The sequence below is a fragment of the Hydrogenovibrio sp. SC-1 genome (assembly GCF_002848135.1).
In the GTDB taxonomy this organism is placed as follows: domain Bacteria; phylum Pseudomonadota; class Gammaproteobacteria; order Thiomicrospirales; family Thiomicrospiraceae; genus Hydrogenovibrio.
This window is the reverse complement of sequence record NZ_PKGB01000006.1, coordinates 1-17,812: the sequence shown is the minus strand read 5'-3', so window position 1 is coordinate 17,812 and position 17,812 is coordinate 1. Positions and strand designations below refer to the sequence as shown.

The 17,812-nt window shown below is 42.7% G+C and carries 14 protein-coding genes; 10 read left to right on the top strand and 4 right to left on the bottom strand.

The features are described from left to right. Positions 1-107 precede the first annotated feature (107 nt). The 3 genes from typA to CYQ88_RS04645 form a co-directional block, all read right to left on the bottom strand. Positions 108-1,931 carry a translational GTPase TypA gene (gene typA / locus CYQ88_RS04655; RefSeq protein WP_101840190.1) on the bottom strand — a complete coding sequence of 608 codons (1,824 nt, stop codon included), beginning with the start codon at positions 1,929-1,931 and terminating at the stop codon, positions 108-110. Positions 1,932-2,087: 156 nt separating this feature from the next. Continuing rightward, a complete protein-coding gene (locus tag CYQ88_RS04650; protein ID WP_101840189.1) occupies positions 2,088-2,561 on the bottom strand; it encodes a DUF6691 family protein in 474 nt (157 codons plus the stop codon). A 15-nt stretch (positions 2,562-2,576) separates the two neighbouring features. Beyond that, complete coding sequence (locus CYQ88_RS04645; RefSeq protein ID WP_101840188.1) at positions 2,577-3,065, bottom strand: YeeE/YedE family protein; 489 nt, start codon at positions 3,063-3,065, stop codon at positions 2,577-2,579. Between the two features lie 411 nt (positions 3,066-3,476). Here CYQ88_RS04645 and CYQ88_RS04640 point away from each other — a divergent pair, with 411 nt between their 5' ends. The 10 genes from CYQ88_RS04640 (at position 3,477) to CYQ88_RS04595 (ending at position 16,958) form a co-directional block, all read left to right on the top strand. Next, the gene (locus tag CYQ88_RS04640) at positions 3,477-4,160 is read left to right on the top strand and encodes a response regulator transcription factor (RefSeq protein WP_101840187.1); all 684 of its coding nucleotides are present in this window, start codon (positions 3,477-3,479) and stop codon (positions 4,158-4,160) included. Continuing rightward, entirely contained in the window at positions 4,157-5,515 is a 1,359-nt protein-coding gene (locus tag CYQ88_RS04635) for a sensor histidine kinase (RefSeq protein WP_101840186.1), read from the top strand. Before CYQ88_RS04640 ends, CYQ88_RS04635 begins: the two co-directional genes overlap by 4 nt. A gap of 310 nt (positions 5,516-5,825) precedes the next feature. After that, positions 5,826-7,016, top strand: coding sequence for a TolC family protein (locus CYQ88_RS04630; protein ID WP_101840185.1), 1,191 nt, complete (start codon positions 5,826-5,828; stop codon positions 7,014-7,016). Further along, complete coding sequence (locus tag CYQ88_RS04625; RefSeq protein WP_101840184.1) at positions 7,013-8,164, top strand: efflux RND transporter periplasmic adaptor subunit; 1,152 nt, start codon at positions 7,013-7,015, stop codon at positions 8,162-8,164. The genes CYQ88_RS04630 and CYQ88_RS04625 overlap by 4 nt, the downstream gene beginning before the upstream one ends. A gap of 1 nt (position 8,165) precedes the next feature. Further along, positions 8,166-11,255 carry an efflux RND transporter permease subunit gene (locus CYQ88_RS04620; RefSeq protein ID WP_101840183.1) on the top strand — a complete coding sequence of 1,030 codons (3,090 nt, stop codon included), beginning with the start codon at positions 8,166-8,168 and terminating at the stop codon, positions 11,253-11,255. Continuing rightward, positions 11,248-11,562 (top strand): DUF3240 family protein, encoded by a 315-nt coding sequence (locus CYQ88_RS04615; RefSeq protein WP_101840182.1) that lies wholly within the window; start codon positions 11,248-11,250, stop codon positions 11,560-11,562. The genes CYQ88_RS04620 and CYQ88_RS04615 overlap by 8 nt, the downstream gene beginning before the upstream one ends. A 112-nt stretch (positions 11,563-11,674) precedes the next feature. Beyond that, positions 11,675-12,235, top strand: a complete 561-nt coding sequence (locus CYQ88_RS04610) for a YSC84-related protein (RefSeq protein ID WP_101840181.1) — start codon at positions 11,675-11,677, stop codon at positions 12,233-12,235. 2 nt (positions 12,236-12,237) lie between these two features. Beyond that, on the top strand, positions 12,238-13,236 hold the full coding sequence (locus CYQ88_RS04605) for a ChaN family lipoprotein (RefSeq protein WP_101840180.1): 999 nt from the start codon (positions 12,238-12,240) through the stop codon (positions 13,234-13,236). Between the two features lie 214 nt (positions 13,237-13,450). Then, entirely contained in the window at positions 13,451-15,895 is a 2,445-nt protein-coding gene (gyrB, locus tag CYQ88_RS04600) for a DNA topoisomerase (ATP-hydrolyzing) subunit B (RefSeq protein WP_101840179.1), read from the top strand. Positions 15,896-16,013: 118 nt separating this feature from the next. Next, on the top strand, positions 16,014-16,958 hold the full coding sequence (locus tag CYQ88_RS04595; RefSeq protein WP_101840178.1) for a phosphoribulokinase: 945 nt from the start codon (positions 16,014-16,016) through the stop codon (positions 16,956-16,958). 77 nt (positions 16,959-17,035) lie between these two features. Here the strand turns inward: CYQ88_RS04595 and CYQ88_RS04590 are convergent. Next, on the bottom strand, positions 17,036-17,812 hold a 777-nt coding region (locus tag CYQ88_RS04590; RefSeq protein WP_143483762.1), incomplete at its 5' end, for a DUF389 domain-containing protein.

Here is a 17,812-nt window from a genome sequence, read left to right as displayed (position 1 = left end):
TTTAAAAATGACACACGGCAATTCAAATAACAAATAAAAAAGCCGTGTATTTTAACCAGGCCTGGCAAAATACACGGCTTTTAATGAGAACCAGAAGCTAGAAATCGTTATTTCTTGCTACGTCCTGCTCTTTTACGATCATTTTCTGTCAGTAATTTTTTACGAATACGGACATTCAATGGGGTCACTTCAACCAATTCATCGTCATCAATAAACTCTAATGCCTGCTCCAAGGTAAAGGTTACATGAGGAGTTAAGGTCAACGCCTCGTCGGTTCCAGAAGCACGCATATTGGTCAACTGCTTACCTTTTAACGGGTTAACCGTTAAGTCATTGGCACGACTATGTAGGCCAATAATCATCCCTTCATAGACTTCTTCACCATGACCGAGAAATAAACGACCACGCTCTTGAAGGTTAAACAAAGCAAACGCTAATGCCTTACCTTGACCGATTGAAATCAACACACCATTATTACGCTCACCCAGTGTGCCAGAGAATTTTGGCCCGTAATGGGAGAAACTGGAGAAAATAAGGCCATTTCCTTGTGTTGCAGTCATAAACTCGGTACGGAAACCAATCAAACCACGAGAAGGAATAATAAAGTCGATACGAACACGACCATGACCATCAGGTACCATATCTTGCATTTCTGCTTTACGCTCCCCAAGTTTTTCCATAATGGTTCCTTGAGATTCTTCTGGTACATCAACTGTGAGATTTTCATAAGGCTCTTGCATTTCGCCATCGATTTCACGGAAGATAACTTCTGGACGAGAAATACCCATCTCAAAGCCTTCACGACGCATGGTTTCAATCAATACTGACAAGTGTAATTCACCCCGACCGGATACACGGAATTTGTTGGCATCTTCCGTTTCTTCAACACGCAGTGCCACATTGGTCAATAACTCTTTATCCAACCGTTCACGAATTTGGCGAGAGGTCAGCAGCTTACCGTCTTGACCAACAAAAGGCGAATCGTTCACTTGGAAAGTCATACTCACTGTTGGCTGATCAACCGTTAAAGCAGGAAGCGCTTCTACATGATTCGGATCACATAATGTATCTGAAATGTTCAATGGATCTAGACCGGTAAAGGCCACAATATCACCGGCATGAGCTTCATCAACATTGATACGTTCTAAACCGTGATAGCCAAATAACTCTGCTAGCTTTCCTTTGCGCTCTTTGCCATCCGCACCCACAATGGCAACTGTCATCCCAGCTTGAACCGCACCGCGCTTAATTCGGCCGGTACCGATGACCCCTTTATAGGTGTCATAATCTAAAGAAATACATTGCAACTGGAAAGGTCCAGCTAGATCCACATCTGGTGGTGAAACATTTTCGGTAATGACTTTAAAAATGGGTTCCATGTCGCCTTCGCGAACATCTTCCTCTAACCCGGCAAAGCCATTCAAACCTGATGCATAAATCACATCAAAATCCATCTGCTCATCATCAGCACCTAGGCGGTCAAATAGATCAAATGTTTGATCCAATACCCAATCAGGGCGCGCGCCAGGTCGGTCAATTTTATTAATAACAACTATCGGCTTTAAGCCTTGTCTTAAGGCCTTCTCGGTGACAAAACGGGTTTGCGGCATAGGCCCTTCAACCGAGTCCACCAATAATAAAACCGAATCGACCATCGATAAAATACGTTCAACTTCGCCACCAAAGTCGGCATGGCCTGGGGTGTCCACGATATTAATTCGGAAGCCATTCCAAAGAACAGAGGTGTTTTTAGATAGGATGGTGATACCGCGCTCTTTTTCCAGATCATTGGAATCCATGACACGATCGCCCATATCCTTACGGGTATCATCAAAGGTCCCAGATTGACGTAAAAGTTGGTCAACTAAGGTGGTTTTACCATGGTCAACGTGGGCAATAATCGCAACGTTGCGGATATGATCTGTTTTCATTCAAGCGCTCTCAATTTTCAAAAAGAACGTATTATACTGGAATGGAGATTAAATTATTTTAATCTTTTGAAATGATTGACAATTTATTCTATTTGAGCTTTTGAGGGGGGATTAGTGGCAGAGATGGCACTGTTTTAAGGGTCATCTCTGTCTCCATCAACGGGATGTGGGCGGTTGATTTTGTAACTGGATAAAACTTTGTAAAATGCCATAGGCAGTGGTACCGACTAACAGTCCCAAAAAAGCAAAGATGCCAGCAACTTTTCCTTCGCCCATCATTGCGGGGATAGTTCCTGGGCAAGATGCGGTCATTCCCCAACCAATGCCAAATAGCAACGCACCGACCATCAGACCTTTTTGATAGGGCTTTTTCACAAAATCCACTTCTTCGCCAGTTGCAATTGCCGTCACGTGAAAGCGCTTCATAATCGACACCCCAACCATGGCCACCATCACCGCAACGCCGATGACAATCATTAATTGAAAATCTTCAAACAAAAACATCTTGGCGTGAAAATCATAGGTCGTTGCGCCGGCATGGCTCATAAAAAAACCAAAAGCCACCCCCATCAGTAAGCCAAAAAAATTGTTCCGAGCCTTAGGTGAAATGGATTTAACAGTTGCTAACATGGTAAAGCCTTTATATTAAGTGCCAAAAAGCAGTTGTGTCGTTAAAAATGCGCTCATGAAAAAGATACCGCCTGCCAGTAAACTTGGGGGATTGAGCATTGCCCCGCCAACCAGCGCATGACCTGTCGTGCATGCCCCTGCCAAGCGTGCACCAAATCCAAGTAATGCGCCGCCAAAAATTAACCAAATGGCTTTACCTGCATCACTTTGCGGGAGAATGGCATCATACATGCCCATATTAAAGGTAAAGTGCCAAGCTTCTGGCGATTGCAAAGCACTCAGAAATCCGCCAAGCGGTATTCCCAATAAAAACCACAACTTTGAATTATTAATGGTTTTGTAATCGCCCGTGCGGAAATAGGCGATATTTTTGCATAAGAGACCACAAAAATTTCCATAGCCTGTTGAACAGCCCGCTGGCTTTCCCATCAACCAGAAGTGAAAAATGACAAACATTCCCATTGCCAGTCCGCCAACCCAAGCACTCCAGACAATCACTTCCATATTTATTCCTTTATTTTCATGCAACCTTTTTAGTATTGTATCAAGTTGCGTCAATCTATCATGGATATTGGTTCTAAAAACACGACACCATGACACAACGACTTTTCATTAGATTATGACATTTATTCTCGTAGATATCCCAACCTCTGTCAAAAAGAGGATTTTTGTCATCCAATAAAAACTTTTTATTCCCTATAAGCCATGCCTATAAGCATTTAGGTCATAATCACTTAAAAACCGTACACCTAATTATTAGATAAAAACCCAACTCAGACGTCGACTGGTTTTAATTTTGTTTAAAAAAGCATATTATATCGGGTCAATAGATTGTAATAGCCCCTGAATAAAACAACGATAAAATGACCAGGCCTGGCCATTTTTAGGTTCACTTTGAATTAAATTGGATAAGCCATGTACAAAATTCTGTTAGTTGAAGATGAGACGTTATTAGTTGAGAATCTCAAAACCAACCTAATGAAAAAAGACTATGTTGTTGACATCGCCTTGGATGGTGAGGAAGCGCTCTATCTATTAGAGGAATTTGAGTATGATTTAATCATTCTTGACCTTGGCTTGCCCAAACTGTCTGGCCTATCGGTGTTGGAGCATATCCGCTCCGAACAAAATGCCACGCCCGTGCTCATTCTAACGGCCCGAAATAGCTGGCAAGAACGGGTAGATGGTCTAAAAAAAGGCGCTGATGATTACTTAGGAAAACCTTTCCATTTTGAAGAATTGCTGGCCAGAATCGAAGTCTTGCTTAAGCGCAACCTACATGCAGTAGACAACCTCTTAACCCATGGTATTGCTCAGTTGAACCTAAACAGTCGCTCTTTAAAAGTTGGTGAAAATAGCTTTCAGTTAACCAAAAATGAATTTATTCTCATCAAATTATTTTTATCCAATCCCACTAAAATCTTTTCTAAAGAGTCTCTCATCCAACGCCTAGGCGACCAAGACCATGAGCGAGATTTAAATTTAATCGAAGTGTATATCCATAAACTCCGTCAGTATTTAGGGAAAAAATCCATTGAAACGCTCAGAGGACAAGGTTATCGTCTCAGTGAAAATGCCTTAGAGGAAGCGGCTCCTTGAATTCAATTGAAATTCGACTCAATCGCAACCTGACTGCCAGCTTGTTGCTCATTTTTGTCGGATTTTGGTGGGTGTCGGTGATGACAATCCACCAAATCACCGAAGATTATCTCCTGACTCGGTTAGCCCATGATTCGGTTTCTATTGAAAAACACCTTCGCACCCATACCCATGAACATTCTTATCCTCAAATCAATTACCGTAGCATCAGCCCGATTTATGATGAAAAATATTCTGGGCACTATTTCGTTATCGAATATAAAGACAAAATTATCGAGTCAAACTCCTTAGCTGATTTTTCCCTGTTTCTTAAAGTCTCGCCTCACCTAATCAGTCACTATGAAACCAAAGGGCCTCTTGACGCCAGTCTTTTTGTTTATCGCTATAAAACTGAATATCGCAATGCACCATTGATTATTTATATTGCCGAAAACAATAATCCCATGAAACAAGCGTTGATCTATTTCGACATCTTAATTGGTGGTTTTGCGGTTTTGGCACTTTTTTTAATCTACTGGCAACAACGCTTTATTTTACGCAAAGGCTTTAAGCAGCTTGAACCAATTCATGAAGCACTGGAAAAACTCCATACTGGCGAAGCAGTACAACTGGAGGTATCGGACTATCCTATTGAAGTGGCCGAGTTGATTGACAACTTAAACCAGGCACTACAAAGTGCCAGCCGACAATTACAACGGTCACGCCAATCCAACGCAAACTTGGCACACAGTTTAAAAACGCCGCTTAATATAATATATCAATTATTAAATGATCCCGCCTTTAACGACTATCCTGAATTAAGAGAAACGCTGCAACAACAAGCCGAGCGCATTTATGCACGTGTGGAAAGTGAATTAAAACGCGCACGCTTGGCTGCTCACGCCCATTCGGTTCAACCGTTTGACTTGAAAACCCACCTTCCCGATTTAATTGACACCCTTAAGCAACTTTATCCCCATAAACATTTCCATGTGCCCAGTTTTACCGATAAAGCGGCCCCTCCGTTGGCAATCGAAAAAGAAGATGGATTTGAGTTATTAGGTAACCTTCTCGACAATGCAACCAAATTCAGTCGGGATAATGTCTATTTAACCATTCACAAACAACGAAACCCCGAAAACAAAGATGAATTCATCACCTATATTGATATTGAAGATGATGGTAAAGGCGTTCCCGATGAACAGCTTGGTAGTATCCAAGATCGAGGCCACCGCTTAGATGAATCCATTTCGGGTCATGGAATTGGACTGTCGATTGTCAAGCAAATTGCGGAAGCCTATGAATTTGAGATCTCATTTGAACATTCTGAACATGGAGGTTTACGAGTACGCTTAAAGCTCATACAATCAAACTAAGTTCACACCCAATCCAAAGTGTTCACAAACTTGCAGTGAGCAAGTTTGTTCTTTATTGCTATCACCCTTATTTTCAGTTAACCGTAAGTAGGGTTGGACCTATTTCAAAAATTGCTTTAAAATCAATGCATAGTCATTCTCATTCATAAAATATTTAATGCATTCTACGTAAACAATTATGAGAATTATTTTCATTTACAATTTTACTTGTTCAAATCCATAAATATTTTTTATATTTTCTACTTTGTTAAGGTTCAGTTAAGGTTCAATTTTTACCATGCGCTAACTCAAATTAGAGAAACATAATATTATGATGAAACTTTTAGTCCTATCTGTCAGTTTACTGACATTATCATCATCAGCTTGGGCCCTTTCTTATAGCGACCTACTACCGAAAATCATCAACAAAATTCCACAAAAAAAACAAGGTATTAGCTACCAAGCCTTAGCAAAAGCCAATCAAAAATATGCCAATAGTTGGATTGCGGGTGATGTTGAGTTGAATCTTCGTCACGAAAACGCGGGCATCATCGGTAACCAGTCCGACAATTCATGGGAATTTGGTGCTCGCATGCCCATCTGGAAGTCAGGTCAAGCCGACAGCCTTGAACAACTCGGATCAACCTATCAAACTTTAGCCGAACTTTCGAACCAAACATTACGTTTAACGGCATCGGGAAAGCTACGCCAACTCGTTTGGGCCTATCGAAAAGCACAAGTCCAACTGACATTTGCCCAGCAAAACTTGGAGCAAACCCAATCTCTTGTCAATTTTATTACGCAAAAGGTTGATGCCGGAGAAAGCCCTAAGTTCGATTTATTGGTGGCACAAAAATCGAAAATGCAATTCCAACAAACCTTGTCACAACAACAAGCCAATTTTGCTATTGCCAAACAAAACCTGATTCGTTGGACCGGCCAAGATGAACTGCCAATGCCTTTAGCCGAAAAACAAGTAAAAGTGGCTGGCTCACATCCACAAAGTGAATTGAATCGGTCGCTGGTTGAAATTGAAAAGGCCAGACTTAGCTTAATCAAAGCCCAAAAAGGCGCCAATCCTTCTCTCTTTATCGGCTCTCGAAACGAAGCCGCTGGTGATGGTTCTGCGGACAAACAATTTTTGATTGCAGAAATTTCTTTACCTCTCGGACTAGATCCAGGAGCCGACGCCCGCTCCTCAGAGCAAAATCAGTTACTGACAGATGCACAAATGCGACAAACACAAGTAGAACAAAACCTAGCACTCACCATTTTAAGAGCCGAGAGAAATTTGCAAGCCGCTCAGGAAATCGAAAAACTAGCACAACAACAAATAGGTCTTTCTGAAGAAGCCATGTTACTTGCAGAAACGGCATACCAGCAGGGAGAAACCACGATCCAATCTCTACTACTAGCAAAAAAACAATTTTTTGACGACCAACTGAACAATGAATTAGCCAAATTAAATCATTTAGAAGCCATCGCCAACCTCAACCAAGCCCAAGGAGTTATTTTAGAATGAAACCCACCGTGCAATTAATACCAACTCGCTTTCTAAAAATAGTCACGCTGGGGTTTAGTCTGGGTCTCTGCGCTTCGTTCACTTCAATTGCTTTAGCTGGCCAAACGGTGCAAATCGCTGCTGAAAACCAACAGCATCTAGGCATAGAATCTATCGTTACAACCCGGGCATCGACTTATCCTAGCCGAACTTACACAGGTCAAGCAGTGGTCGCTTTAGATCAATCCTATTTGATTACGGCGCCATTATCCGGGCTCGTCACCAAAATCATCCATTTCCATGGTGCCGCTAAAAAAGGCGATGTCATTGCACAGATTCAAAGTCCAGCCCTCCTAACGGCCCAAAAAGATTTTTTAAATACGCTTTCCGACTTTAATAATGCCAAATATAACTTGGCGCGTGCCGAAAAGCTGATGAAAACTGGAGTCGTTTCTACCAAGAACTTCCAGAGTGCTAAAGCAGAATATAACAAGGCTATGCAAATTAAACGGCAACAGCAGCAGGATTTAGCTTTACTGGGTATGGCTCCTCAAGCGATTCAAACCTTGGTTAAAACACAACAACTTCAACCAGCCAAATTACAGATAACGGCACCTGCCGATGGTGAGCTATTTGATCTTCAAGTCAAAGCTGGAGAACGTTTAAATGCCAATCAGGCGATTATTTCTTTAGGATCAACTGACCCCATTGTCATTGAAGTGCCAGTTCCGGTTGAAGACTCTAAAGACTTAACCATTGGTCAAGCTGTCACAGTTAAAACCTCCCGCTCTTCAGTCACAGGTGAAATCGAGTTGATTCCAAATGTCGCTGATCCCATGACACAAACGGTGTTAGTTCACATTGACGCACCAAATGCCAATCATGCATTAATTCCCGGCCAACGTGTTCAGGCTCAATTTAACATCGCCATTGCGCCCTCAGAAGTCGCTTATAAGGTACCTCGTAATGCCGTTGCGCAATTAGCCGGACAAACCGTCGTTTTTTTGAAGAAAATGACTGAGATTCAAGCCATTCCGATCGAGATTTTGAATATTGACGGTGATTCCCTCTATTTTAAAACTACTAGTGACTTTGGATCGGCGCCAGAAATTGTTATCAAAAGTACCTCTGCCATAAAAGCGGTGTTTGAAGCTGAAGGAGGCGAATAACATGAATCGTCTGATTCAGTTTTTCTTAACCCAGCGTATTTTGGTCGTTTTACTGATTTTAGCCATTACAGGCGGGGGATGGATTGCGTTTCAAAAAACTCCGATTGATGCTTTTCCAGACGTCTCCCCCGTTCAGGTTAAAATTATTTTAAAAGCGCCTGGCATGACGCCAAACGAAGTCGAACAACGCGTAATTACCCCATTAGAAATGGAGTTGTTGGGGATCCCCAACCAAGTCAGTTTGCGATCCTTAGCTAAATATGCGATTGCCGACATTACCTTAGACTTCAAAGAAGGCACTGATGTCTACTGGGCCCGTCAGCAAGTGGCTGAACGCCTTGGCAATGTCAATCTACCGATGGGCGTAACGGGCGGTATTTCACCTTTATCAACCCCTTTAAGTGACGTTTTTATGTTTACCATCGAGGGTGACACCCTTAATGCCCAACAGAAACGCGGCCTATTGGACTGGGTGATTCGTCCCGCTTTACGCGGTGTTCCAGGCGTGGCCGATGTAAATGCGCTAGGTGGCTTTGTCAAAGTATTTAGTATCCAACCCAAATTCTCAGCGCTGCAAGCCCATGAAATTGGCTTAGATCAATTAACACAGGCCGTCCAAAACAATAACCAAAACGATGGTGCAGGACGCTTAAACCAAGGTGAAGAAGTATTATTGGTTCGGACCGAGGGCAACTTAACCTCTATTGAGGATATTGAAAACATCGTGGTGAGCTACAGCAACGAAGCTCCTATCTACCTTAAGTCCTTAGCAGAGGTCAAAGTCGATTCCCTCTATCGCAATGGCGCAGTAACCCAGAATGGCGAAGCGGAAGCCGTACAAGGTTTGGTCATGGCTTTACGGGGGGCGAATGCGAAACAAGTGGTGCAGGATGTTGAACAGCGTTTAAATGAATTACAGTCTGCTTTACCGAATGGCATTTCTATTTCGGTGTTTTACAATCGGAGTGAATTGGTTGATAAAGCGATATTTACGGTTTCCAAAGCCTTATTAGAAGCAGTTGTATTGGTTATTTTGGTCTTGTTGATTTTCTTAGGCAATGTCCGAGCCGCTGTCACAGTCGCGTTGATTTTGCCATTGGCCGCTTTAATGACTTTTATTTTGATGTATTTTTATGGGCTGTCAGCTAACCTTATGTCACTGGGCGGGCTTGCCATTGCGGTGGGGATGCTGGTCGATGCCGCAGTGGTGGTGGTCGAAAATATTGTCACCACTCAGGAACGAGATAAAGCCAATCTTTCAAAATTGCATATCATTTATCGAGCGCTACAAGAAGTTACTGTACCTGTTGTGTCGGGTATTTTAATTATTATGACTGTATTCCTGCCTTTATTAACCTTAGAAGGATTGGAAGGAAAACTGTTTGTGCCGGTGGCATTAACCATTATTTTTGCACTCGGTAGCTCACTGATCCTGTCTTTAACCATTATTCCTACTTTGGCTTCCTTTATTCTAGGGAAACCGTCACATGAAGAGCCTTGGTTAATTCGAAAATTATCCGCCATTTATTTGCCGGCATTAAAATGGAGTCTAGCCAACGACAAAATTATTATTGGTTTTGCGGCAAGTGCACTCTTAGTGGCGGGTTGGGTTTATACTCAGGTCGGGAAAACCTTTATGCCACAAATGGATGAAGGCAATATTATTTTCCAAGTCGAAAAAATCCCATCTATTGGCCTGAAAGAAACGGTACGCATGGACATGCGAATCCAGAAGCGATTGCTTGAAGAAGTGCCTGAAATCACCCGTATTGTTGCTCGAGTCGGTTCAGATGAATTAGGGTTAGATCCTATGGGCTTAAATGATACCGATACTTTTATGGTGTTAAAGCCTAAAAATGAATGGCGTATGGAAACCAAAGACGAACTAATTGAAGCCATTCGAACGGTTGTCGAAAGAGACTTTCCTGGCATTAACTACGCCTTCACCCAACCGATTCAAATGCGAGTTGATGAAATGTTAACGGGTGCTAGGGGGGATATTGCCATCAAAATCTTCGGTGAATCACAAGCTGCTTTAGCACAATTAGCCGATCAATTAGTGGCAAAGGTTGAAGCGATTCCTGGTGCTGTCGATGTCTATACCCCTAAAAATGATGGTTTGCGCTATTTGAAGCTCACTGTTAATCGAGATATGGCAGCCCGGTTAGGCCTGAGCGTGATTGCGATAGAAGAGCTAATTCGCGCTCAGATTAATGGGTTAGAAGTGGGCACCATCTATGAAGGTATTCGTCAGATTCCTTTGATTATTCGAGGACCTGAGTCGAGTAAAGCCTCTAAGATCGAAATGCTTCAACAGGCCGTGGCGTTGGCGAATGGCCATTCCGTTTTACTGAGTCAACTGGTAACGGCGAAAGAAGTGACCGGACCGGTATCGATTCAACGTGAGCAGGGCAAACGTTATGCAACCGTCATTGCCAATGTCTCCGGCCGAGATTTAGTCAGCTTTGTTGAGGATGCCAAACTGGAAGCGGAAAAACTATCTGCACCGGAGGGCGTTTACTTCGAGTGGGGCGGACAATTCGAAAATCAACAGCGTGCGGCTGAAAAGCTTTCCATTGTCGTACCGATTGCTTTGGTGTTAATTTTCTTAATCTTATTTAGCACCTTCCAATCCATCTCACAATCAATGATGGTATTAGTCAATATCCCATTTGCATTGATTGGGGGAATTGTTGCACTTTGGATCACGGGTGAATATTTATCGGTTCCCGCCTCAGTCGGCTTTATTGCCTTATTGGGGATAGCGGTCTTAAACGGAGTGGTCATGATTAGTTACTTTAACCAACTGATTGCGGAAGGCTTACCAATGGCGGAAGTGTTAATTCAAGGAGCATTACGTCGTCTAAGGCCCGTATTAATGACCGCTTCGATTGCCGCACTTGGATTAGTTCCTTTGGTGTTTGCCACAGGGGCAGGTTCAGAAATTCAACGGCCTTTAGCCATTGTCGTGATTGGTGGTCTCATTACCTCTACCCTCTTAACGTTGTTAATTTTACCGATTATTTTCCAACGATTTGGGCTCATGTCTCTGGGACAAACCGCAACCGATAAAGGAGAGCAACATGCTTAAAGAACAACAAGATGTTGTGCAACTACAAGTTCTGATCGACCCAAAACATAAGCATGTTTTAAGTGATGCGCTATTGGTCATGAAGCCAGAAATGCGTTTCCACATATACCGTGTTGAATCCTATCATCCACAACAAACTTTTGAAACCGTGGATGAGAAAGTCGCCGGCTATATCCCTAAAATGCGCTTAGAAGTCGAAACCACTTTTGAGGATTACCCAACCATCCTATCGGCTTTGAAAGCCCTGCTACCCAATACACCTTTAAGTTATCGTGTCATTCCTTGTTTGGCTCAGGGTCTGGCTTAAAATAACCAGGCCTGGGTCTTTTAACGGCATTTTGCTTGATATTTTTCAAGCATTGCGCCATTATTAAGCTGAATAACATATTGTTGAATCTACCTCATAAAAAGGACACCTAATGAGAACCCCACTATTTGCCTTATTATTATGTATTCCCTTTTTATTCCAACCCGCTGCTGCAGACGAATATAAAGATACCGTCGACATGTTCAAGGATGCCAAAGCACCTCAAGCATTTTTTGATTCAGCTTATGGCTATGCCATTTTTCCAACCATTGCCAAAGCAGGCTTTGTCGTAGGTGGTGCTTATGGTGAAGGGCGTGTTTATAAGGCACACAAATATATGGGCAAGTCCACACTTTACCAGGCGTCTATTGGCTTTCAAATGGGTGGTCAAGCATATAGCCAAGTGATCTTTTTTGAAGATGAACGTGCCTATAATGAGTTTACCAGTGACAACTTTGAATTTAGTGCACAGGCGACTGTGGTCGTGCTAACCGCTGGCGCTTCTGCTGAAGCGGGAACCAAAGGGATGTCAACCTCAGCCAGCGGCGGTCAAAACAATGCCAAAACCACCGCAAACTATTACAAAGGTATGGCCACTTTCATTATCGCCAAAGGCGGTCTCATGTATGAAGCCTCTGTTGCGGGTCAAAAATTTAAATTTGAACCCAAATAATCATGCGATACACGCGTCTTGGCTGGCTTTTTTTCATTATTAGCCAATTTGTTATTAGCCAAGAGGTGAGTGCAAATAATCTACCCAAACTCGCCCCCTTTACGACCTTATACGACTATCAGATAGTCGATAGCCGAACGCTAGAGGTGCTTTCCCTAGCGTCATTGGCTAAAAGACTCGCCGATAAAGAGGTGATCTTTTTCGGTGAGTTTCATGGCAACCATGCCGTTCACCTGTTTCAAGCCCAACTTCAAGCGAAATTGTTTCAACAAAGGCCCCACCAGGTGCTGTCGATGGAACAATTTAATCGTGACCAACAAGACATTTTAAATCGCTATCTCGATAGTGAGATTGGAGAAAAGACCTTGATTAAGGAGGCGCCTGCTTGGGGAAATTATGCCGCCAGTTACCGACCTTTAGTCGAATTTGCCAAACAACACTTTATACCCGTAATCGCCGCCAATGCACCCGCAGATACAGTGCGTTGTGTTGGTCGACAAGGCAAGACGTATTTAAAAAAATTACCGACTCGTGATGCTCAATACCTTCCAAAAGATCCCTTCTATTCTGATCCGACTTATGCAGCTCAGTTTCAACAATTTATGCAGCAAGGGAAGGCTTCTCATAACGGACAATCCCAACCCAGCAATAGCTACTTTGCTCAACTGTTGCGCGACAATAGCATGGCCGAATCCGTTCATTTAGCCCATTCTCAATACACTAACAGCCAAATTATCCACCTCAATGGTGCTTTTCATAGCAATTCAGGGTTAGGCACAGTTGCAGCACTCAAGCACCTTAACCCTAAATTAACCCTCTCTGTGATCAGTCCTATTAGTCAAACAGTATTTGACCAACCCAGCCTCCAATCCGATGATTTAAAACTCGGTGATTACTTACTTATCGTTCCAGCCCAACCGACTGACTATGTTCAAGCGACAAAACGTCGTGCGGCGATGAAGGCCATGTTTGAGCAGGCCAAGTTAAAAACCTGTCATTAACCCACCAGGCCTGGTTATTCTTAATGACAAACACTTATGTTCTGCCATTTCCAGCAAGTGAAAACTATCAAATTATCGTTTTTTATCAAAGCGTTATAGCTTCCGTTTCTGATAACATTTAAGCGAGACAAAATTAGAAAAATTATGGTAGAATTGGCAAGTTATTTTGATTGTATTCAACACAAATCTCGACAAATAAAAAGACCCCTTACCTATGACCACAGAAGCTGAAAAAACCAACCAACCTGATGAATATAATTCCTCCTCAATTAAGGTTCTAAAAGGCCTGGACGCAGTTCGTAAACGCCCAGGAATGTATATTGGGGATACCGATGATGGCACAGGCCTTCACCACATGGTTTTTGAAGTCGTTGATAACGGTATTGATGAAGCTTTAGCAGGTCATTGTGACAAGGTTGTCGTCACCATCCACACAGATGGTTCTGTCTCTGTCACCGATAATGGGCGCGGGATTCCGGTCGGCATTCATGAAGAAGAAGGCGTTTCTGCAGCAGAAGTCATTATGACCGTATTACATGCGGGCGGGAAATTTGATGATAATTCCTACAAGGTTTCCGGCGGACTCCATGGGGTTGGGGTTTCAGTGGTCAATGCTTTGTCTGAAGAACTTCACCTCACGATTAAACGCGAAGGACACGTTTGGAAGCAGACTTACCGCCATGGCGTTCCCGTTGAGCCGCTTAAAGCGGTTTCAGAAACCACTGAAACCGGTACAGAGATTCGCTTTTTACCCAGTAAGGAAACGTTTACCCAAACCGAATTTAGTTTTGACTATTTGTTAAAACGCTTACGCGAACTGTCTTTTTTAAACTCAGGTGTCCATATTGAGCTACTGGATAAACGAGATGATCGCCATGAAGTTTTTCAATTTGAAGGCGGCATCAAAGCTTTTGTTGATTACATCAATACCAATAAAACGCCCATTAATGAGAAAGCCTTTTACTTCTCAACCACACGTGAAGATATCGTGGTGGAAGTGGCCATGCAATGGTCTGAAGCCTATCAGGAATCGATTTTTTGTTTTACCAACAATATCCCACAACGTGATGGCGGAACCCATCTCTCAGGCTTTCGAGCAGCGTTAACTCGCACACTTAATCAGTATGCTGAAAAGGAAGGTTTGACCAAAAAATACAAAATGACCGTCTCTGGTGACGATGCCCGAGAAGGGCTCGCAGCGGTTATTTCAGTTAAGGTTCCTGACCCAAAATTTTCATCGCAGACCAAAGATAAGCTGGTCTCATCAGAAGTTAAATCCGCGGTTGAAACCGCGATGAATGAAAAGTTAGCTGAATATTTATTAGAACACCCAAAAGAAGCGCAATCTGTCTTTTCTAAAATTGTCGATGCGGCGCGAGCGCGTGAAGCAGCACGTAAAGCACGTGAAATGACCCGTCGTAAAGGGGCGCTAGATATTGCAGGGCTTCCCGGAAAACTGGCGGATTGTCAGGAGAAAGATCCAGCACTATCTGAACTTTACCTTGTGGAGGGGGATTCCGCAGGGGGATCTGCCAAGCAAGGCCGAGATCGTCGTACCCAAGCAATTTTGCCGCTGAAAGGTAAAATTCTCAATGTTGAAAAAGCACGCTTTGACAAAATGCTGGCCTCAGCCGAAGTCGGTACACTGATTACCGCCTTAGGATGCGGAATTGGCCATGAAGAGTACAACCCTGACAAACTACGCTATCACCGCATTATTATCATGACCGATGCCGATGTGGATGGTTCTCACATCAGAACCTTACTGCTAACCTTCTTCTATCGCCAAATGCCGGAACTGATCGAAAGAGGCTATATTTATATTGCTCAACCACCGTTATATAAAGTTAAAAAAGGAAAACAAGAGGCTTATTTAAAGGATGATAGTGAATTAGAAAGTTATTTATTACAATCCGCTTTAGATAAAGCCGCTCTATGGACCGCGCCAGAAGCGCCTGCCATTAAAGAAATGGCGCTAGAGACTTTAGCTAAAAGTTTCTTGCAAGCCAATCGTATTATTTCGCGTTTAGCCAGACGCTTTAGTCACACTTTCTTAGAGCTCATGCTGGATTTAAACCCAATCCAAGTTGATACCCTAAATAATTATGATGCCTGTCAGCAGTGGATAAATGAGGCTTTACCTCGATTAAAAGCCATTGGTGAATTACAAAAAGTCGAGTATCAGCTTCAAGTTGAACCGGCGTTAAATGGCGAAACACAATTTCAAATTCGCTTACAGCAACGCGAACATGGGACTTTAACCTCACAAATTTACGATGAAGATTTCTTCGCTTCCGCTGAATTTGAAAACATTGCCAAAGTAGCAAGTCAACTGAAAGGCTTACTGACTGATCAAGCAAAAATTCAACGAGGTGAAAAGGAACAACCCGTTGCAAGCTTTAAAGAAGTCATGGATTGGTTACTAGCTGAAGCAAAACGTGGACAAAGCATTCAGCGCTATAAAGGTCTGGGGGAAATGAACCCAGAACAACTTTGGGAAACCACCATGAATGCAGAAGCTCGCCGTCTATTACAGGTCAAAATTTCTGATGCCGTTCAGGCGGACCAAGTCTTTACGACCCTGATGGGCGATGAAGTGGAGCCCAGAAGAGACTTCATTGAAAGCAATGCGCTTAAAGCTGAAAATATTGATGTATAACATTTTTCAAATTTTTTAATTTTTATAACTTAAAACGCTTACTGAATACCACACTATTCCGTAAGATAGCTTGCCAACCTCTTTTTGACTTGGCAACCCTACTAAAGGAGACAATCATATGTCAGTAGAACATCCTATCGTAACCGTTACAGGCTCATCTGGCGCGGGAACTTCATTTGTTAAACGCGCAGTAGAAAAGATTTTTGACCGTGAAAACTTAAATGTCGCCATTGTTGAAGGTGACAGCTACCACAAATATTGTCGTACGGATATGAAACAAAAGGTCGCTGAGTCTAAAGCCAATGGCGGTCCAGTTCTAACGCACTTTGCTGAAGCAGCCAATGAATTTGCCGAATTAGAAGCGTTGTTTAAAGAATATAAAGAAAATGCGACAGGTAAGCGTCGTTACTATATTCATAGTGAAGAAGAGGCTACAGAGCATAATGCACGCCTTGGAACCAACCTTTCACCAGGTGAATTTACCCCTTGGGAAGCCATTCCAGAAGGCACAGATGTACTTTTCTATGAAGGCTTGCATGGCATGGTAAAACGTATGGATCATGGCCCTGAAGAAGGCATGCACAATGTTGCCCAATATGTCGATTTAGGTATTGGTGTTGCCCCTTGTGTCAATATCGAATGGATGCAAAAAATCTATCGCGATACATCAGAGCGTCCTTACTCTGTTCAGCAAGTTCACGATATTATTCTTGAGCGTATGCCTGACTATATTGAAACTATCGTGCCACAGTTCCACCGTACACATATCAATTTTCACCGTGTACCACTTATTGACACTTCTGATCCATTTTCAACCATGTCTCCTGATGCACCTATGGGTCCAGCACCAGAAGATTCATTGTTGATTTGTCATATTCGCCATCAAGATATCAACTTAGAAGCAGTCAAAGATCAAATTGAAGGTGCTTTCCTACAGAACGAAGAAACCCTTGTCTGTGGTGGTCAGCACATGGTTCAAGCAATGGATTTGATGATGACACCCATCATTCAAAATCTGATTGCTAAAAAACGTGCCGCAATTGCTCGATTAGCACAATCCTAGTCGACTCGACACGCAGCATTAGCGTCTAAAAAACCTGTTTTTTAAACAGGTTTTTTTATGCCTGAGATCCATGTAACTTATTGAACCACGACCAATTGTGCTTCTAAACGAATAGCATGTCCCAGTTCTTTTTCCATTCTACTTTTTACAGTAACTATTTCATCTGACTGCAAAACACGATTTGACAGTAATTTCACAGCAATAATATGCTCATCATTACTGATCACTTGAATATCTCGAACCTCAATATCCTTAAATTCTAATTGCTGCAAAACCGTAGTAATGCGCTGCTTTTGAACCAAACTATTAAATGCGAATACCAATGGAATACTGACAAGCATCACAAAGACCGTCGTAATTAATAATCCACGTTTTGCTAAATGGAAAGGACTGAATCCCATCAGTAGAAAAGTGGCTGCTGCCGCTAAAATAATGCCAACCAGGTTGGTTAAAAAGAGCAAGAAAGCCCCCCAAAAAATGGACCACTCCCACCAGCCAACCCCAATTGCCGCTACGCCTAGTGGTGGTACCAAGGCCACCGCAATGGCCACACCCGCCAAACTCTTCGCAACTTCTGAACGTGCACTGGCATAAGCTGCAGCAATACCAGAAAAAATGGCCACCCCTAAATCCAATAAATTTGGACTCAATCGCGCTTGAATTTCAGGCGTAATCATTGTCAATGGTATTAACCACGTTAGCACTGTGCCAAACATTAGGGCTAGACTCATACCCACCAGTAACGTACTGCTACTGGTTGCTATGAGATCAATATTTTGTCTTAAAACTCCCATTGATAAAGAAATGATGGGCGACATTAGCGGTGCTAGAATCATTGCACCAATAATCACAGG